Source organism: Phycicoccus sp. CSK15P-2, assembly GCF_016888005.1.
Taxonomy (GTDB): domain Bacteria; phylum Actinomycetota; class Actinomycetes; order Actinomycetales; family Dermatophilaceae; genus Phycicoccus.
In genome coordinates this window covers 1-17,428 of the sequence record NZ_JAFDVE010000033.1, presented here as the reverse complement: position 1 = coordinate 17,428, position 17,428 = coordinate 1, and the positions used below count along the sequence as shown (strand labels likewise).

Below are 17,428 nucleotides of genomic sequence, written 5' to 3'. Positions count from 1 at the left end.
GAACACCTCACCGGCCCCTGGTCCCACGCCCGGGGGCACGGGGGGGATGCGCGGATGGCACGCCGCAACCACCGGATGCGGGACGTCGCGGACCAGGCGGGGGTCTCGTCCGCGACCGTCGACCGCGTGCTCCACGGACGGCCCGGCGTCAGCGCCCGCGCGGTCCGGGCCGTCGAGGACGACGACCCGGAGGCCGTGGCCGACCTCCTCGACCGCGTCGGCACCGGCGGGCGGCTCAGCCACGGGCTGGTCCTCGAGGTGCCGGACGACGCGCTCGTCGCCGCGGCCGCACGCCGCCTCGGGGAGCGCGTCGTGCCGGTCGCCACCCCGTACACCGTCCCGCCCCGGCTTCGCGGCTGACCCGGCCGGTCAGCCGGCCGCGTCCCGCAGGACGCGCGCAAGGGCGGGCAGGTCGCCGCCGGCGGCGCGCAGGGCGTCGAGGTCGACCCTCGCCCCGGCCTCGATCGCCCGCCCTGCCGCGCGGACCGGCCGGGCGATGCCCGGCCCGATGCTCACCCCGCAGGCACCGACGAGCCGCCCGTGCTCGAGCGAGAGCACGAGCGGTGCCTCCGGTCCGCCGACGAGCACCTCCTCGGCCTCGGTCGGGGGCACCCCGGCGGACTGCATCGTCGCGTCGTACTGGTCCGACCACGACCAGGGCGCGTCGGTGAACGCTGCCTCGAGCCCCAGGGCGGTGTCGGCGGCGACCTCGCCCTGCCGGCCGGCCGCGGTGAACGACTCCAGCCGCACGCCGCGTCCTCCTGCCGGCGGGACCATCCGCACACCGTCGCCGGCAGCGAGGACCGCGGGGTGCGAGGTGCGCATCGCGAGGTCGACGACGACGCCGTCGTCGACGGCCAGGCCGGCGTCCTCGGCGAGCGCGGTGCGCGGGTCGACGCCGATCCCGACGACGACGAGGTCCGCGGGCAGGAGGGTGTCGTCGGACAGGTGCACCCCCGTGACCGAGCCGTCGGGGGCACGCACGACCTCCTGCGGCGCGACGCCGGTGCGCACCCGGACGCCGTGCCGCGTGTGCAGGGCCGTGAGCCAGAGCGCGACCGGGGCGGGGACGCCGCGGCCGAGGACCCGGGGGCCGGCCTCGACGACCTCGACGTCGAGGCCGCGGTGGACGGCTGCCGCGGCGACCTCGAGGCCGATGACCCCGCCGCCCACGACGACGAGCCGCGCCCCGGAGGTGAGGGCGCCCGAGAGGGCCGACGCGTCCGCGGTGTCGCGCAGGTGGTGGACCCCCGGGCCCTCGGCGCCCGTGACGGCGAGGCGTCGGGGCTCGGCACCCGTGGCGAGGACGAGGCGCTCGTAGGCCCACATCGTGCCGTCGTCCGTCGTCAGCGTGCCGGCGTCCGGGTCGATGGCGGCCACGGGCGTGCGGGTCCGGACGAAGACGTCGTCCCGCCACGTGGCGCCGGGCGGCCACAGCCCGGGCACCTCTGCGGTGGGGTCGAGCAGGGCGTCCTTGGAGAGCGCCGTGCGGTCGTAGGGCGCGACCTGCTCGACGGTGAGCAGGGCCACGGGCTCCCCGGCCTCGGCGATGCGGCGGGCGGCGGCGGCAGCGGCCGGCCCACCTCCGACGACGACGAACCGCGGTGACTCCATCGCGCCGAACCTAACGGATCCGGTGGCCGACACGGGGTCCGGGGCCGGTCCGCAGCACCGCGGCGAGCCCGCTGCCGGCACGAGGTGGGCAGCGGGGTCGCCGAGTCGCGGGTCGGTCGGGGCGTCACCGGCCGCGCCCACCACACCGCGTCCGCGCTCGGTGGGCGGCGGAGGTTCACCCCGAGGTCGTGGCGAGGGTCGTGAGGCCCTCGATCCCCATGCGTCGCGCGAGGCGCATGCGCAGCTCCTCGGCGGTGCCGTTGGCGATCTCCGCCCCGTAGTCGGAACCGTCCGCCACCGCCCGTCGCGGGCGCCGGCCGGCAGGCAGGCCGATGATGCGGACCATCTCGTCGGCCACGATCTGCGGGTCGGCGCTGACCCCGTCGACCATGAGGCGCTCGGTGTCCTCGGCGCTGGAGTCGAGGAAGGGCTGGAGCCGTGAGTACTCGGCGGCGCGAGCCTGGTCGGAGGGCATGCCCGCCTTGGCGAAGTGCTGCGTGCCCTGCGTGAAGACCCCCGGCATGAGGATCGTCGTCTCGATCCCGTAGATCGCGACGTCCCAGGCGGTCGACTCGGCGAACGCGTCGAAGGCCGCCTTGGCCGCGCTGTAGGGGCCGAGGAACGGTGGGATGACCCGCGTGGTGCCGGACCCGTTCCACAGCAGCAGGCCGGACTCGGCGCGGCGCATGTGCGGCAGGACCGCACGGTTGACGCGCAGGGCACCGACGGCGTTGACGTCGAAGGCCCGGATCACCTCCTCGGCCGTGAACGCCTCGGTCACGCCGAACAGCAGGTGGGCGGCGTTGTGGACGACCACGTCGATGCCACCCACCTCCTCGACCATCCGGGCGACGGCGGCGTCGGCGGACTCCTGGGAGAGGACGTCGAGCTTGACCACGCTGATGGCTCCCGACAGGGAGGCGGCCCGGCCCGTCAGCTCGTCGGCGGCCGAGGCGTTGCGCGTCTGCGGGTCCCGCATGCTCGCGAACACGTGGTGCCCGGCACCGGCGAGGGACACCGAGGCGAGGTTGCCCATGCCGGTCGCCGCGCCGGTGATGAGGATGCGCCGGGGGGCTGCGTCGCTCATGCCAGCACCGCCTTGTTGCGCTCGACCCACTCGCCGAACGTGTGCGCCGGACGGCCGGTGAGGGCCTCGACGTCGTGGGAGACCGGCAGGACGGCGGCCTCCGGCGCGAAGGTGCCGAACACCGAGTCGACGACGACGTCGGGGGTGCCTTCGGGGAAGGCCGCGGCCTTGGCGGTCTGGAGCTCGAGGGCCTCCACGCGCAGGTCGCGGCCCAGCACCTCGGCGGCGATCTCCGTCTGGTCCGTCACCGAGAGCGGTTCCGGGCCGGTGATCGAGTACGCCCCGCCGGCGGGGCTGGGCGAGGTGAGCACCGCGGCTGCGCTGGCGGCGATGTCGGCCGGGTCGACGACGGGGAGCTTCACGTCCAGCCACGGTGCACGCACCACGCCCTCGCTCGCCTCCCCCGCCCACATGAGGAAGTTGTAGTCGAACCCGCTGGCGCGCAGGAACGTCGACGGCACCCCGGCCTCCACGAGTGCCTGCTCGCCGGCGCGGTGGCGTGCCGTGACGATGTTGGCCTCGCCGAGGGCGATGTCGGTGACGGCCGTGAACGAGGACAGGAGCACGACGTGCTCGAGGCCCACCTGGCCGGCGACCTCGGCGAACGTCGCGCCGTTGTCGTCGGCCATGTTGAGGAAGGCGCGGTCGACGCCCGCGAGGGCCGCACGGACGTCGTCGGCGGAGGTCAGGTCACCCTGTACCACCTCCACGTCTGCGGGACCGCTGAACTTCGCCGGGTCGCGGACGAGGACCGCGACGTCGTGGTCGGTACCGGCGAGCAGCTCGACGAGGGCGCCACCGACGGTTCCGGTGGCACCGGTCACGAGGATCTTCATGGCTTGATCTCCTTCTCGAATCCGCCCGGACCATCCAGGTGGAACACTGATCACTAAACCATGTGATCACCAATGACACAAGACCGATCACCAAAAAGTGTTAGCATGTTTCCATGCCGGTCACCCAGGAGCTGAGTCCCCGCGAGAGGATCCTCGACACGACCCTCGCCCTGCTGGCCCGCGGCGGACGCTCGGCCGTCACCACCCGGGCCGTCAGCGCCGGGGCAGACGTGCAGCCGCAGACGATCTACCGACAGTTCGGCGACATGGAGGGCCTGCTCACCGAGGCGACCGACCAGGGCTTCCGTGACTACCTGGCCTCGAAGTCCGCCCGGCCACGGCGCTCCGACCCGGTCGACGACCTCCGCGACGGATGGGACCTGCATGTCGAGTTCGGGCTGCACCACCCGGCGCTCTACCTGCTGATGTACGGCGAGCCGGACACTCCTCGCGAGCTCGCGGCGGCCGACGCCGCCGCGGGCATCCTGCGCAGCCTCGTCGACGCAGTGGCACGGGCGGGCATGCTCGGCGTCGACGTCGAGACCGCCGTGGACATGATCCAGTCCACCGGGGTCGGCGTGGTCATCACCCTGATCGGGGCGCCACCCGCACCGGGCGACACCTCGGTCTCGGACAGCGTGCGCGAGGCGGTGCTCGCGGCCGTCGTCACGCCCCCGGGCACCGCGGACGTCGAGCCGGGCCGGGCCGGCGACGCAGCCCGGCCCGCGGCGAGTGCCTCGGCACTGCGCGCCAGCCTCGACCCCCGGGCCGCCGGCCTCACGCCCGGGGAGGCGCTGCTGCTCGACGAGCTCCTGGCGCGCATCGCCGGATCGGGTCGCCGGGACTCGCGCTCCTGACGCCGGGCGAGGTCGCCGGGGCGCCCTCGGTCAGGTCACCGGCGGCCGGCCCACGTCCGAGGACGACGAACCGCGGGGACCCCATCGCGCCCGAACCTAACCGACGAACAGCGCCAGCGCCGCGAGCCCCGAGACGACGAGGACCGCGACGTCGAAGCCGCGCTGGCTGATCCGACGCACGGTCGCCGTGCCGAGCAGACCGCCCACGACGACCAGCGGCGCGAGCAGCGCGGCTCGCCCGGCGTCCGCCCAGTGGAGGAGCCCCAGGCCCACCGAGAACGGGACCTTGACGAGGTTGACGACGAGGAAGAACCACGCGTTGGTCCCGACGAACCGGAGCTTGTCGATGCCCGCCGCGGACAGGTACAGGGTCATGACCGGCCCGGCGGCGTTCGCCGTCATCGTGGCGAAGCCCGCGGCCGTGCCCGCCCCCCAGGCCGCGGCGGGCCGCTCGTGGACCGCCGAGACGGTGTCCCGGGCGCGCCACTTCACGACGAGCTGGAGGGCGACGAGGACGAGGAGCACCGCCCCGATCGCCCTGCGCAGTGTGGTGTCACCCACGACGCCCAGGAACAGCGAGCCGAGCGCCAGCCCCGGCAGCACGGCGGGCAGCAGGCGCCGGACGAGGGTCCAGTCGGCGTCACGGCGGTAGTGCCACACCGCGACGAGGTCGCCGACGATGAGGACCGCGAGGAGCGCGGCGGTCGACTGCCGGGCCGGCAGCAGCGCCGCGAAGATCGCGACGGCGAGGACGCCGAGCCCTCCGATCGCGGTCTTGGAGTATCCGATCAGGGCCGCGGCCAGGCCCATGAGGACCAGGCCGAGAAGGGTCCCCCCGAAGAGCTCGAGCACGCCCGCAGGCTACGCGGGCGCCGCGATCACGCAGGCTCCGCGTCCGCGGGGGCGGTCACCGGCGGCCGAAGTCCTGGGTCCAGTAGGTGCGGTAAGCCGACGGGCCGCGGGAGACGCCGACGCCGATGGCCTTGTTCGAGCAGTTGAGGATGTTCTTGCGGTGCCCCGGGCTCGTCATCCAGGCCTTGACGACGCGGTAGGCGCTGATCTGGCCGGCAGCGATGTTCTCGGCGCTGCCGTACTCGTAGCCCTCGGCGCGGATGCGCTGCCAGGGGCTGCGGCCGTCCTTCGAGGTGTGGCTGAAGTAGTTCTTCGTCCGCATGTCGTGGCTGTGCTTGCGCGCGGCCCGGCGCAGCTGGGTCGAGACCCGGAAGTCGGCGCAGCCGGCCTTGCGGCGTTCGGCGTTGACGAGCTTGATGACCTTGGTCTCCATCTCGGCGTTGGTCACGGCTGCTGCGGACTCGGCGGTGACGAGGCCGGCGGGGACGACCACCGCGGCCGCGAGAGCGGTTCGGGTGAGCACGGATCGGACGGAGACACGCATGGGTTCACCTTCGCTCGGGGGCGGGCGCCACGGAGCGATGACGCCGACGGATGGTGTGCGGCGCCCCGCTCGTGGGCCGGGCGGCCGCCCCACCATGACACAGGACCGAGGCGGATGTGCCGGAACGCGCATCCGGGGTCTCCCGGGCGGCCCGGGAGACCGCCCGGGCTCAGAGGCCGAGCTTGCGCTTCTTCTTGCGCCACGCCTTCGTCATCTCCAGCTTGACGATGTCGCGGCGGCGGCGCCCCTCGACCTTGTTCGGCAGCGACAGCTGGACGACCTTGACGTACACCGACCCGGCCTGCTTCCACAGGCTGCCGGTGACGTACGGCAGGTCGTGCCGCTGCATGAGGTCACGGATCCGCGGGGCGATCTCGGCGTACCGGTTGCTCGGCATGTCCGGGAACAGGTGGTGCTCGATCTGGTGGCTGAGGTTGCCGGTCATCACGTGCATCGCCTTGGTGCCGCTGATGTTGCCGGAGCCGAGCATCTGGCGCAGGTACCACTCTCCGCGGGTCTCGCCGTCGATCGAGGTCTTCTCGAAGGTGGAGATGTCCGGCGGGAAGTGGCCGCAGATGATGACGGTGTTGGTCCAGAGGTTGCGCACGAGGTTGGCCACGACGTTGGCGGTGAGCGTCGTGCGGGCCGAGCCGGTGACGGCCGAGAGCGCGGGGTGGACGAGGTAGTCCTTCGTGGCCTGGCGCTTGATCTTCGTGACGACCTCGTCGGCGTTCTTCCTGAACTCGGCCTTCTGCTCGTCCGACATCCGGTGCTTGGTGGCCATGTACTTGCCGAGCTCGAGGTCGTACGCCGCGATGGAGTACTCGAAGAGCAGCGCGTTGCCCACGTGCCAGATCGGCTGGAACAGGTAGAAGAGGCTCCACTTCTGGTCCTCGTCGACCCGCAGGATGCCGTAGCCGAGGTCGTTGTCGCGGCCGAGGACGTTCGTGAACGTGTGGTGGATCTCGTTGTGGCTGTGCTTCCACTGGCTGGCGGGGGAGGCGTTGTCCCACTCCCACGCGGTGGAGTGGATCTTCGGGTCACGCATCCAGTCCCACTGGCCGTGCATGACGTTGTGGCCGATCTCCATGTTCTCGAGGATCTTCGCGACGCTGAGACCTGCCGTGCCGAGCCACCAGGCGGGGCGGAAGCCCTTGACCTTGACGCCCGAGAAGAGCAGGAGGGCACGGCTGCCCATCTCGAGGTACCGCTGGGTCTTGATGACCTTGCGGATGTAGGCGGCGTCGCGCTCGCCCCGGGAGTCCATGACCTCCTGGCGCAGGGCGTCGAGCTCGTGGCCGATGCCCTCGATGTCCTGCTGGGTGAGGTGCGCGGCGGGGTTCGGCTTGCCGGACCTCTTGAGAGCGGGGCGCTCCGGTCGGGGCTCGTCGCTCGCGACGCGCAGCCGCGGGTTGATGCCCTGCGGCTTCGTGGAGCCGTGGGCGGGACGCTGGGGGGCGAGGGTCATGGGACGGTCCTTCCGTGGGTGGCGCGGGAGGGTGGGCGGGTGGTCAGTGGTCGATCTCGCAGGCGCCGGCGACGGCGTTGACGCAGGTCTGGATCGGGAGCGGCTCGTCGGACTCGTGGACGGTGACCTCGCCGGTGCGCAGGTCGCGGACGGCGCCGCTGCGCATCGGCAGGACGCAGCCGAAGCAGATGCCCATCCGGCAGCCGCTCGGCATGATGACCCCGGCCTCCTCGCCGGCGTCGAGGATCGGGGTGGAGCCGTCGGCGTCGACGGTGACGGCGCTGCCACCGAAGGTGACGGTGCCGCCCTCGCCCGGCTCGACGACGCTGGGCCGGAAACGCTCGATGTGCAGCCGGTCGGGGACGCCGGCGTCGGCCCAGTGCTTCTCGGCGGCGTCGAGGAGGGCCGTGGGCCCGCAGAGCCAGGTCTCGCGCTCGCGCCAGTCCGGGACGAGGGTGTCGAGGCGGTCGAGCCGGAGCACGCCGTGGACGTCGTCGAGGTTGAGGCTCAGCGCCAGGCGCCCCGCCTCGTGGTGGCCGGCGAGCTCGCGGTGGAAGATGACGTCCTGCTGCGTGGGGGCGCAGTGGACGTGCGCGACGTCGGCGAGCTCGGGGAGGTGGTTGCGCAGCATCCCCATGACCGGCGTGATGCCGCTGCCGGCGGTGAGGAAGAGGACCTTGGCCGGGGCCGGGGCCGGGAGGGTGAAGTCGCCGGTGGCCTGGTCGAGCATGACGAGGGTGCCCGGGGCGGCGTGCCGCACGAGGTGGCGGCTGACCTTGCCCTCGGGGATCGCCTTGGTCGTGATGGCGATGCAGCCGGCGGGGATGCCCGCGGCAGCCGAGCCGTCGGCGCGGTGGGTGAGGCTGTAGGCGCGCCAGTGCCGCACGCCGTCGATGTCGATGCCGATCCGGATGTACTGGCCCGGCACGTGGCCGAGCCAGCCGCGACCCGGCCGGATGACGACGGTGGCGGCGTCGGCGGTCTCGGGGCGGACCTCGACGATGCGTCCACGCAGGTCGGCACCCGCGCGCATGGGGTCGAACAGGTCGAGGTAGTCGGCCGGGACCAGCGGCGTGGCCAGGGCCTCGGCCACCTTGCGTGCGCCGCGGAGGGCTCCGCCCAGCGGGCCGGGGGTGTGCGCCCCGAGGCGTGGCCGGGTGGGACCCGCGGTCGGGGTCGCTCGGTCGGTGCTCGGGGCGCTCACGTACGCAAGCGTAACCTACGTTTGCGTAACTTACGACAGCGTAGGTTGTCTTCTCAGGAAGTGATCAGGGACCGCCGTCGCCGGGTCGGGGGTGGAACACGACCGGCGAGGGGGACGCGGTTCTCACCTCGACCGGCGGGGGTGTCCGTCAGTGGTCACCCGCCATGAGGCGTCCGATCTCGGTGCGGTCGGCGTCGGCGGCGTCCATCTCCGCGACGACCCGGCCGCCGTGCACGACGGCGATGCGGTCCGAGAGCGAGAGGATCTCGTCGAGCTCGGCGGAGACGAGGAGCACCGCGGCCCCCGCGTCGCGAGCCTCGACGATCCGCCGGTGGATGAACTCGATCGAGCCGACGTCGACGCCTCGGGTCGGCTGGGCTGCCATGAGCAGCTTCGGCTCGAAGGCCATCTCGCGGGCGACGACGACCTTCTGCTTGTTGCCGCCGGACAGGGACCCCGCGGTCTGGAAGACCCCGGAGGAGCGGATGTCGAACTCCTCGCGCAGCTGTTCGGCGTTCTCGCGGACCGCGGTGAACTGGCGCACGCCGGACTTCGCGTAGGGCTCCTGGTCGTACTCGTTCAGGACGAGGTTGTCGGCGATGGAGTACGAGCCCACGAGGCCGTGCTTCTCGCGGTCCTCGGGCACGTGCCCGACGCCTGCGTGGTGCGTCGTGTACGGGTTCGCGGTCGTGAGGTCGAGCTCGCCGAGCGTCATCCGGCCGGAGGTGACCTTGCGCATCCCGGCAAGGGCCTCGACGAGCTCGCGCTGCCCGTTGCCCTCGACCCCGGCGACGCCGACGATCTCCCCGGCGCGCACCGACAGCGTGAAGCCGTTGACGGCGCTCAGCCCGCGGTCGTCGCGGACGTGGAGGTCCTCGATCTCGAGCACCGTGTCGGCCGGCGAGGCCGCCTCCTTGTCGATGGACAGCACGACCTCGCGGCCGACCATCATCGTCGCGAGACCCGTGGCGTCGGTGTCCTTCGCGGCCACCTCACCGACCACGGCGCCCTGGCGCAGCACGTACACGCGGTCGGCGACGGCGAGCACCTCGCGCAGCTTGTGGGTGATGAAGACGATGGACGTGCCCGAGTTCGCGAGCTCCTGCATCACCCCGAGCAGCTCGTCGGTCTCCTGCGGGGTGAGCACGGCCGTGGGCTCGTCGAGGATGAGGAGGTCGACCCGCCGCGAGAGCGCCTTGAGGATCTCGACCCGCTGCTGGGTGCCGACCGGCAGGTCGTCGACCTCGGCGTCGGGATCGACCGCCAGCCCGTGCTTCTCGGAGAGCTCGCGGACCATCTGCCGGGCGGCCGGGAGGTCGAGCACCACGCCGCCGCGGGTCGACTCGTGGCCGAGCATCATGTTCTCGGCGACCGTCATGACGGGCACGAGCTGGAAGTGCTGGTGCACCATCCCGATGCCCCGCCGGATGGCGTCGCGCGGGTCCCTGATCGGCGTGGTGTCGCCCTTGACAGAGACGGTGCCGGTGTCCGGCGTGATGAGCCCGAAGATCTGGTTGACCAGCGTCGACTTGCCCGCGCCGTTCTCGCCGAGCAGCGCGACGATCTCACCGCGCCGGACGTTCAGGGTGACATCGCGGTTGGCGTGCACGGACCCGAACGACTTCGACAGGCCCTGGATGTCGAGGAGCACCTCGCCGATGACACCCTTGCCGAACCCGGACTGCTCCGGGGGCAGCTCGAGTGCGGCGTCGGTCGTCGCGACCGCCGCGAGGTGGTCGGCCGACGCGTCCGCGTGGCCCTCGGGGTGCGGTGTGCCCTCGCTCGGGGCGGACTCGGGCGGCGTCTGCGGGGTGCGGTCGCTCATCACTGGTCCTTCTTGACGTACGGCTGGCCGACGGCGCCGGGTGGTCGCACCCGTCCGGCGGCCACGGCGAGGACGACGAGGGTCGCGACGTAGGGCAGCGTGCCGAGCAGCTGGGGAGGGATGGTCACCCCGCCCGTCTGCTGCAGCTGGGACCCCACGGCGTTGACGAACCCGAAGAACAGGGCCATCGCGAACGCCCGCAGCGGCCGCCAGGCACCCATGATCATGATCGCGAGGGCGAGGAAGCCGCGGCCGGCGGTCATCCCGCGCTCGAAGGAGCTCGAGGCGTCCATCGACAGGTAGACCCCTGCGAGCCCGGCGAGCGAGCCCGCGAGGGTCACGTTGACCATCCGCAGCCGCTCGACGTCGATGCCCGCGGTGTCGGCGGCGGACGGGTACTCGCCGACCGCACGGGTGCGTAGCCCCCAGCGGGTGTGGAACAGCGCAAGGTGGACCCCGACCGCCAGGATGATCGCGACGGTGGCGACCCAGCTGCGACCGCTGAAGAAGGTCTCCCCGATGAGCGGGATCTCGGCGAGCACCGGCACCCGGAGGTTGGGGATGACGCCGGGGAGGATCTGGCCGGACTGCAGGTAGAACGAGGTCAGGCCGGTGGCGATGATGTTGAGGACGACACCGGCGATGATCTGGTCCATCCGCCAGCGCACGGCCGTCACGGCGAGGAAGCCGCCTGCGAGCAGTCCGGTGCCGACGCCGGCGAGGATGCCGACGAGCATCGACCCGCTGAGCGCCGCGGCGAAGAACCCGGCGAACGCGGCGAGCAGCATCTGCCCCTCGATGCCGATGTTGACCACGCCCGAGCGCTCGCCGATGACCCCGACGAGCGCGGCGAGAACGAGCGGGATGGCGTAGTCCCACGCGGCGCCGAACATCGACGGGGCGATGTCCTGCCGCGCGTAGTAGAAGACGTACGCGACGACGAGCACGGCGCCGAGGAGGACGAGCGTCGTGCGGTTTCGGGTGGCCCAGGCGATGACGGTCTGCATGCTCAGCTCCCCCAGCTCGTCGTGGCGACGCTCACCTTGTCGGCGCGGCTGCGGAACAGCCACTTCCCGAGGACCGGGATGGAGACCATGAGGAGGATGAGGGCGAGCAGCAGGTCGACGATCTCGGGGGTGATCCCGCCCGGGAGTGCCGGTGACTGGGTGGCGAACTGCAAGCCCGCGGCGCCGGTGCGCAGCATCCCGACGAGGAAGGCGGCGGGGATCGTCGCGAGCGGGTTGGCCCGGGCCAGCAGCGCGATCGTGATGCCGTCGAACCCGAGCGAGCCGACGATCGCCGGCTCGAAGCGGTGCAGCGTGCCCTCGGCCTCGAGCGCACCGGCGAGGCCGGCGAGCCCGGCGCCGAAGACGAGCGAGAGGACGACGATGCGTCCGATCCCGATTCCCGCGTACCGGGCGGCCTCCTTGTTCGCCCCGACGGTGTTGAACCGGAAACCGAGCGTCGTCCGGGAGAGCATCCACCAGCAGAGCACGGCGAGCACGACGGCGACGACGAACCCGACCGGGACGCCGAGCACCGCACCCACCCGGGCGGCCTCGGGGATGAGGTCGGTCTGCGCGATGCCGCTGCTCTTGGACGCCTCACCCTGCAGCGGCCCGAGGACGAGCCAGTACGTGACGCCGTAGGCGATGTAGTTGAGCATGATCGTGGAGATGACCTCGTGCACCCCGCGCCACGCCTTGAGGACGCCGACGACGAGGCCGACGAGACCACCGAACGCGGCCCCGACGACCATCCCGAGGATCGCCGCGAGGACGCCGAGGTCGCCGAGGACGAACGCGACCCACGCGCCGAAGATCGCGCCGGTCGCCAGCTGGCCCTGGGCGCCGATGTTGAACAGCCCGACGCGTAGCGGCAGGACGACGGCCAGCCCGGTGAGGACGAGCGGCGCGGTCTTCTGCAGCGTTCGGGTGAAGGCGCCGTCCACGAAGAGTGCCTCACGGACGAGCGTCGTGTAGGCGTACGCCGCGTTGACGCCCTGTGACCAGATGACCACCCATCCGATGGCCAAGGCGATCACGAGGGCGACGACGATGACCACGGCGCTCTGGTGGCCGATGAGGAAGGCCAGTGCCCCGCCGCGGTCCTGCGGCTCGTGCGGCTCCTCGTCGGGCGCCGGCGGCGGCGTCTGCTCGGCCGTGCTGGTCTCGGACATGGGTCTCCAATGACTCGGGGTGCCCACAGTCTGGCCCGTCCGTCGCCGACCGCGGTAGTAGGGGTGGGGGTGTCGTCGGCTCCGTGCCGGAGGCCCGGGCCGGGGGCGTGGCCGCGGTCCGACACGGGCCGAGGGGGCGGGCATCCCGGGCCGGATGCCCGCCCCCTCGGGGACGGGGAGGTCACGAGGTGACCGGTGCCGTCGTCAGAGGCTGACGCCGGTCTCCAGCGTGCCCGCCTCCATCTGCTGGGTGATGTCCTCGACCCGCGTCTTCACGTCGTCGGGGATCGTGCTCTCGAAGTCGTGGTACGGGGCGAGGCCGGCCTTGCCCATCGTCGTCAGACCCTCGAACTCACCCGACTGGGCGGTCTTGATGGTCTCGGTCACGCCCTCGGTGATGAGCTTCATCGCCGAGGTGACGAGGCACGGCTGCGCGGCGGGGACGGTGTCCCACTGGTCGGTGTCGACACCGATGCAGAAGATGGAGTCGCCCGCACCGGAGGCCTTCGCGACCTCCTGGAGGGCGCCGTTGCCGGTGTTGCCGCCGGCGCCGAAGATGATGTCGGCCTTCTGGGCCAGCATCTTCTTGGCCTCGCCCGCGCCCCACACCGGGTCGTTGAACGCGTTGTCGCCGGCGGGGTGGTAGACGGTCGAGACCTGGACGTCCGGGTTGGCGGCCTTGGCGCCGTTCTCGAAGCCCTTGGCGAACTTCTGCACCGGCGGGATCTCCTGGCCGAGCACCTGGCCGAGCTTGTTCGTCTTGGTCATCAGGCCCGCGAGGTAGCCCGCGCCGTAGCCTGCCTGGTCCTCCGGGAAGAGGATGCCGGTGAGGTTCGTCGCCGTGACGGCCTCGGGGTCGAAGAACTGGTCGATGCCGATGAACTTCGTCTCCGGGCTGCCCTCGGCGGCGGTCGCCGTGGCCTCGGTCATGAGGAAGCCGACGGTGACGACGACGTCGTAGCTCTTGTTCGTGAACTGCGCCATGTTGGGGGCGTAGTCCTTCGGGTCCTGCGTCTCGACGTACTTGTAGAAGCCGCCGAGCTCCTCGGCGGCGGCGATCGCGCCCTCGTGGGCGGACTGGTTGAACGACTTGTCGTCGACCTTGCCGGTGTCGGTGACGAGACCGATGCAGAACACGTCCTCGTCGGCGCAGTTCGAGTCGTCGGTCGGGGCCCCGGAGTCGGCGGAGCCGGAGGCGCTGCTGTCCCCACCGGAGGTGCCGGTGCTGCCGCCGCAGCCCGCGAGGGCCAGGGCGAGCGCGGCGGGCGCCGCGACGAGGTAACGCGTGGACTTCATGGAGGATCTCCTCGTGGGTCGGGTCAGACGAGCAGATGCTACGGTGCAATCGGGGGTGCGCCGCATCCGGCTCGCGTTCGTTGTGGGGTCGTTACCGGGACGCGCGTACCCGGCCTCACCAGCCCGGCGCGGCGGACCATCCGGCGTCGACGGTGACCGTGGTGCCGGCGATGCCCGATGCGACTCCTGAGGCGAGGAACGCGACCGTCGCCGCGACCTCCTGGGGGCGCACCGGCCGCCCCAGCGCGGCGGCCGCCTCGAAGCGGGCGACCCCGTCCGGCCAGTCCGCGGCGAGCCCGGGCCGGTCGACGAGGCCGGGCGCCACGCCCACGACCCGGACGCCGCGCCGCCCGACCTCCTGGGCGGCCGCGGCGACGAGGTGGTGCAGAGCCGCCTTGGCGACGGCGTACGGCGCGTGCCCGGGTGCCGGGCGCAGGCCCTCGACCGACCCGACGACGACCACGACGCCCCCGGCGTCCATCCGGGCGGTCGCGGCGTGGAGCAGCGCGGCGGTCGGGCGGAAACCGGCCCGGTGGTAGTCGTCCCAGGCCGCGGCGTCGAGGTCGTCCCACGGCACGACGTGCTGCGGGAAGGCGCTGAGCACGACGACGTCCGGCCCGCCGAGGGCGGCCGCGCACCGGTCGAGCAGGTCGGTGCAGACGGCGTCGAGCGCCGCGGGCTCGGCGAGCGGGACGTCGAGGTCGGCGTACAGCGTCGTGGCCCGCCGCCCGCACGCCTCGACCTCGGCGGCGGTGACCCGCGCGCCGTCCTCGCCCGAGCGGTGGTGGACCGCGACGTCGTGCCCCGCACCGGCGAGTGCCACCGCGACCGCGCGACCGAGGCCGCCGCCGGCCCCGGTGACGAGAGCGGTCACCGGGTCACCGCATCCGCCCGACCGGCTCGTCGCGGGTGAGCGTGGAGATCTCGGTGGCGAACGTCGGGTACTCGGCGACGAGGGCGTCGCGCTCGCCCAGCTCGAAGTGCTCGGGACGGAACGCGGGGGCGCACCAGCAGGACAGCAGCGTCCACCAGCCGAGCGTCGTGGCCCCCATCCAGGTGCCGCGGCGGACGAGTACCTGGGGGTGGCCCGCGCCGACGTAGTTGAGCACGCCGGAGCCGCCGGGACGCAGCCGCAGGAGGGCCATCGGCGCGCCGTCGAGCCACTGCCAGCCCTCGTCGACGGTCAGCCGGTGCATCGCGGAGAAGCCGTCCGAGCCGTTCGTCAGCAGCACGGTGACGGCATTGAGGCCCTGGGTCCGCGGGCCGGTGACGTACCAGGCCCCCTCCTCGGGGATCGGCCGCATGCCGAGCCGGGCGATGACCTCGTCGGCGGTCTCCTCGGGGGGCTCGAGCTGGGTGACCCGGGCGTCCTGGCTCACGTCGCCTCCGCGGCGGCGCGCGCCTCGGCGCCCCGGGCGCGGGCCCGGGCGAGGAGGTCGGCGGTGTCGACGCGGGTGCTGCGGCCGTCGCGGACGACGACCTCGCCGTCGACGAGCACGTCGGTGACGTCGGCCCGCCCGGCCGCGAACACGAGGAGGGCGTGGACGTCGTGCACGGGGGTCAGGTGCGGGCGCTCGAGGTCGACGAGGACGAGGTCGCCCCGCTTGCCGGGCTCGACCGAGCCGATGACGTCGCCCAGCCCGAGCGCCCGGGCACCCTCGAGCGTCGCGGCGCGCAGCACCTCGTGGGCGCTCGCGACGTCCGGCCGGCCGCTCGTGAGCCGGGCGAGGAGCGCCGCCTGGCGCATGGCCTGCCACATGTCGAGGTCGTTGCTGCTCGAGCAGCCGTCGGTGCCGATGCCGAGCCGGACGCCGGCGTCGTGGACGTCGACCCACGGCAGCGCGCCGCTCGCGAGCTTCTGGTTCGAGCCCGCGCAGTGCGCGACGGCCGCCCCGGCGCGGGCGAGCCGCGCGCGGTCCGACGCCGAGAGGTGGACGCCGTGCCCCGCGACGACCGGGACGTGGCCGGTGAGCCATCCCGCGCGGTCGAGGATCTCGACGGGGGAGGCGCCGTGGCGCTCGCGGACGTCGGCGTTCTCGGCGGCGTTCTCGGAGACGTGGGTCGTGAGCAGCGGGTGCTGGGGCGGTGCGTCGAGGTCCGTCTCGCCGAGGGCCTCGTGGAGCACGGCGGCGACCTCGGCGAGGTGCTCCGGCGAGCAGGTGTACGTGGCGTGCGGCATCGCGGACACCGGCACGTCGGGACCGCCGATGTCGAGCAGCTCGCCCGGCCACGACCGCAGCAGCGCGAGCCGCTGCTCCCACGCGAGACCGTCCGGTCCCGGTCCGTCGAGGAAGACCGGACCGATGACGTGCCGGCTGCCGGCGGCGACCGCGCCCCGGTGGGCGGCGGCGTGGTGGAAGTACATGTCGAGCTGGGTGGTGCACCCGCCGAGCAGGGACTCCAGGGCGCCGAGCGTGGCGCCGAGCTCGACGGTGGCGGGGTCCATCACCGCGCCCTCGGCGGCCCACACCCGGGTGAGGAAGCCCTGGAGGTCGACGTCCTCGGCCAGGCCGCGCAGGAGCGTCATCGGCAGGTGGGTGTGCAGGTTGACCAGCCCGGGCATGACCAGGCGACCGCGTCCGTCGAGCTCGGTGACCCCGGGCTCGGGGGCCGCCTCGGTGGGACGGCGTGGCGGCGGCCCGACCCGCGCGTCGCCCACCTCGGTGATGACGCCGTCCTCGACGACGACGTCGACGTCCCGCAGGACCGTGTCCGAGGGGTCGACCGTCACGACGTAGGACGCCTGGTGGATGACGACGGTGCCCATCAGGACTCTCCCTCGAAGGTCGCCCGGGTGTGGACGAGCTCGTCGAGGACGGCGAGCACCGCCGTGCGCGAGCGGGCGAGGGCGGCCTCGATCTCGTCCATCGTGATCGGCTCGGACGCGTCGCCGACCCCGGTGGCCGGGTTGACGACGAGCGAGAGCGCCGCGTACCGCAGCCCCGCCTCGCGGGCCAGGACGACCTCGGGGACGCCGGTCATCCCCGCGACGTCGGCCCCGGCGAGGCGGGCGAGCCGGATCTCGGCGGCGGTCTCGAAGCGCGGGCCCTCGAAGGCCGCGTACACCCCGCCGTCGCGCACCGGCGTGCCGACCGCGGCGGCGGCGTCGAGGATCTCGCGGCGCAGGTCGGGGTCGTAGGGGGTGGACACGTCGGTGTGCACGACGCCCTCGGGGCCGGAGCCGTCGTGGAAGGTGAGGGGACGCTGCTTCGTGAAGTCGACGAAGTCGTCGAGGCAGAGGAGGTCCCCGGGCTCGAGGTCGGGGTCGACCGACCCGGTGACGTTGACGGCGACGACGTCTCGCGCGCCGAGGTCGGCGAGGGCGCGGACGTTCGCCCGGTAGTTCACGAGGTGCGGGGGGACCGAGTGCCCCGGCCCGTGCCGGGCGAGGAACACGACGGGGAGGTCGTGCCACGTCCCGTGCGTGACCCGCGCCGGGCCGAAGGGGGTCTCGACGGTCTGCTCGCGGCGGTCCTCGAGGGCGTCGAGGTCGGAGAACCCGGTCCCGGCGACGAGGGCGAGAGGCGGGGCCGTCATGCGTTTCTCCTATGTCAAGCCGTGGCCGGTAGGGCCGGGGTCTGACGGTTGTGGTGGTCGGTGGTGAGGCGGTTGAAGACGGTGCGGGCGATCCGACGTTTCAGGCATCGCAGGGCCTCTGTCCTGGTC

17 protein-coding genes are annotated in these 17,428 nt (G+C 73.1%); 2 read left to right on the top strand and 15 right to left on the bottom strand.

Going from position 1 to position 17,428, the window contains the following annotated elements; genetic code table 11:
- Positions 1–54 precede the first annotated feature (54 nt).
- Entirely contained in the window at positions 55–360 is a 306-nt protein-coding gene (locus tag JQN72_RS17280) for a helix-turn-helix domain-containing protein (RefSeq protein WP_204136383.1), read from the top strand.
- 9 nt (positions 361–369) lie between these two features.
- Here JQN72_RS17280 and JQN72_RS17275 read toward each other — a convergent pair whose 3' ends face one another.
- The 3 genes from JQN72_RS17275 to JQN72_RS17265 form a co-directional block, all read right to left on the bottom strand.
- Positions 370–1,614, bottom strand: a complete 1,245-nt coding sequence (locus JQN72_RS17275; protein ID WP_204136382.1) for an NAD(P)/FAD-dependent oxidoreductase — start codon at positions 1,612–1,614, stop codon at positions 370–372.
- 175 nt (positions 1,615–1,789) lie between these two features.
- Positions 1,790–2,701, bottom strand: coding sequence for an SDR family NAD(P)-dependent oxidoreductase (locus JQN72_RS17270; protein ID WP_204136381.1), 912 nt, complete (start codon positions 2,699–2,701; stop codon positions 1,790–1,792).
- Positions 2,698–3,537: an SDR family oxidoreductase gene (locus JQN72_RS17265; RefSeq protein ID WP_204136380.1), complete on the bottom strand. Its 840-nt coding sequence runs from the start codon at positions 3,535–3,537 to the stop codon at positions 2,698–2,700. The genes JQN72_RS17270 and JQN72_RS17265 overlap by 4 nt, the downstream gene beginning before the upstream one ends.
- A 113-nt stretch (positions 3,538–3,650) precedes the next feature.
- Between JQN72_RS17265 and JQN72_RS17260 the strand changes: the two genes are divergently transcribed.
- Positions 3,651–4,394: a TetR/AcrR family transcriptional regulator gene (locus JQN72_RS17260; protein ID WP_204136379.1), complete on the top strand. Its 744-nt coding sequence runs from the start codon at positions 3,651–3,653 to the stop codon at positions 4,392–4,394.
- A gap of 96 nt (positions 4,395–4,490) precedes the next feature.
- Here JQN72_RS17260 and JQN72_RS17255 read toward each other — a convergent pair whose 3' ends face one another.
- The 12 genes from JQN72_RS17255 to JQN72_RS17200 all read right to left on the bottom strand — a co-directional run bounded on the left by JQN72_RS17255 (position 4,491) and on the right by JQN72_RS17200 (position 17,299).
- Positions 4,491–5,246 carry a sulfite exporter TauE/SafE family protein gene (locus tag JQN72_RS17255; RefSeq protein WP_307812800.1) on the bottom strand — a complete coding sequence of 252 codons (756 nt, stop codon included), beginning with the start codon at positions 5,244–5,246 and terminating at the stop codon, positions 4,491–4,493.
- Positions 5,247–5,301: 55 nt separating this feature from the next.
- A complete protein-coding gene (locus JQN72_RS17250; RefSeq protein ID WP_204136378.1) occupies positions 5,302–5,790 on the bottom strand; it encodes a CAP domain-containing protein in 489 nt (162 codons plus the stop codon).
- Positions 5,791–5,959: 169 nt separating this feature from the next.
- Positions 5,960–7,258, bottom strand: coding sequence for an acyl-CoA desaturase (locus tag JQN72_RS17245; RefSeq protein WP_204136377.1), 1,299 nt, complete (start codon positions 7,256–7,258; stop codon positions 5,960–5,962).
- Between the two features lie 43 nt (positions 7,259–7,301).
- Positions 7,302–8,462: a ferredoxin reductase gene (locus JQN72_RS17240; RefSeq protein WP_307812799.1), complete on the bottom strand. Its 1,161-nt coding sequence runs from the start codon at positions 8,460–8,462 to the stop codon at positions 7,302–7,304.
- Between the two features lie 148 nt (positions 8,463–8,610).
- Positions 8,611–10,287 carry an ABC transporter ATP-binding protein gene (locus tag JQN72_RS17235; protein ID WP_204136376.1) on the bottom strand — a complete coding sequence of 559 codons (1,677 nt, stop codon included), beginning with the start codon at positions 10,285–10,287 and terminating at the stop codon, positions 8,611–8,613.
- A complete protein-coding gene (locus JQN72_RS17230; protein ID WP_204136375.1) occupies positions 10,287–11,294 on the bottom strand; it encodes an ABC transporter permease in 1,008 nt (335 codons plus the stop codon). Before JQN72_RS17230 ends, JQN72_RS17235 begins: the two co-directional genes overlap by 1 nt.
- A 2-nt stretch (positions 11,295–11,296) precedes the next feature.
- A complete protein-coding gene (locus JQN72_RS17225; protein ID WP_204136374.1) occupies positions 11,297–12,466 on the bottom strand; it encodes an ABC transporter permease in 1,170 nt (389 codons plus the stop codon).
- A 204-nt stretch (positions 12,467–12,670) separates the two neighbouring features.
- Positions 12,671–13,762: a BMP family ABC transporter substrate-binding protein gene (locus JQN72_RS17220; RefSeq protein WP_204136373.1), complete on the bottom strand. Its 1,092-nt coding sequence runs from the start codon at positions 13,760–13,762 to the stop codon at positions 12,671–12,673.
- 115 nt (positions 13,763–13,877) lie between these two features.
- The gene (locus tag JQN72_RS17215) at positions 13,878–14,636 is read right to left on the bottom strand and encodes an SDR family oxidoreductase (protein ID WP_204136372.1); all 759 of its coding nucleotides are present in this window, start codon (positions 14,634–14,636) and stop codon (positions 13,878–13,880) included.
- 4 nt (positions 14,637–14,640) lie between these two features.
- Positions 14,641–15,141, bottom strand: coding sequence for a cupin domain-containing protein (locus tag JQN72_RS17210; RefSeq protein ID WP_307812798.1), 501 nt, complete (start codon positions 15,139–15,141; stop codon positions 14,641–14,643).
- Positions 15,138–16,529, bottom strand: a complete 1,392-nt coding sequence (locus tag JQN72_RS17205) for an amidohydrolase family protein (RefSeq protein ID WP_204136371.1) — start codon at positions 16,527–16,529, stop codon at positions 15,138–15,140. The genes JQN72_RS17210 and JQN72_RS17205 overlap by 4 nt, the downstream gene beginning before the upstream one ends.
- Positions 16,529–17,299, bottom strand: a complete 771-nt coding sequence (locus tag JQN72_RS17200; protein WP_204136370.1) for an S-methyl-5'-thioinosine phosphorylase — start codon at positions 17,297–17,299, stop codon at positions 16,529–16,531. Before JQN72_RS17200 ends, JQN72_RS17205 begins: the two co-directional genes overlap by 1 nt.
- Between the last annotated feature and the right edge of the window lie 129 nt (positions 17,300–17,428).

What these genes read in the sequence shown, in the direction of transcription:
- JQN72_RS17205 (WP_204136371.1), bottom strand. Translation starts at nt 16,529, where the DNA reads ATGGGCACCGTCGTCATCCACCAGGCGTCCTACGTCGTGACGGTCGAC.
- JQN72_RS17250 (WP_204136378.1), bottom strand. Translation starts at nt 5,790, where the DNA reads ATGCGTGTCTCCGTCCGATCCGTGCTCACCCGAACCGCTCTCGCGGCC.
- JQN72_RS17220 (WP_204136373.1), bottom strand. Translation starts at nt 13,762, where the DNA reads ATGAAGTCCACGCGTTACCTCGTCGCGGCGCCCGCCGCGCTCGCCCTG.
- JQN72_RS17280 (WP_204136383.1), top strand. Translation starts at nt 55, where the DNA reads ATGGCACGCCGCAACCACCGGATGCGGGACGTCGCGGACCAGGCGGGG.
- JQN72_RS17260 (WP_204136379.1), top strand. Translation starts at nt 3,651, where the DNA reads ATGCCGGTCACCCAGGAGCTGAGTCCCCGCGAGAGGATCCTCGACACG.
- JQN72_RS17230 (WP_204136375.1), bottom strand. Translation starts at nt 11,294, where the DNA reads ATGCAGACCGTCATCGCCTGGGCCACCCGAAACCGCACGACGCTCGTC.
- JQN72_RS17275 (WP_204136382.1), bottom strand. Translation starts at nt 1,614, where the DNA reads ATGGAGTCACCGCGGTTCGTCGTCGTCGGAGGTGGGCCGGCCGCTGCC.
- JQN72_RS17225 (WP_204136374.1), bottom strand. Translation starts at nt 12,466, where the DNA reads ATGTCCGAGACCAGCACGGCCGAGCAGACGCCGCCGCCGGCGCCCGAC.
- JQN72_RS17265 (WP_204136380.1), bottom strand. Translation starts at nt 3,537, where the DNA reads ATGAAGATCCTCGTGACCGGTGCCACCGGAACCGTCGGTGGCGCCCTC.
- JQN72_RS17245 (WP_204136377.1), bottom strand. Translation starts at nt 7,258, where the DNA reads ATGACCCTCGCCCCCCAGCGTCCCGCCCACGGCTCCACGAAGCCGCAG.
- JQN72_RS17270 (WP_204136381.1), bottom strand. Translation starts at nt 2,701, where the DNA reads ATGAGCGACGCAGCCCCCCGGCGCATCCTCATCACCGGCGCGGCGACC.
- JQN72_RS17200 (WP_204136370.1), bottom strand. Translation starts at nt 17,299, where the DNA reads ATGACGGCCCCGCCTCTCGCCCTCGTCGCCGGGACCGGGTTCTCCGAC.
- JQN72_RS17235 (WP_204136376.1), bottom strand. Translation starts at nt 10,287, where the DNA reads ATGAGCGACCGCACCCCGCAGACGCCGCCCGAGTCCGCCCCGAGCGAG.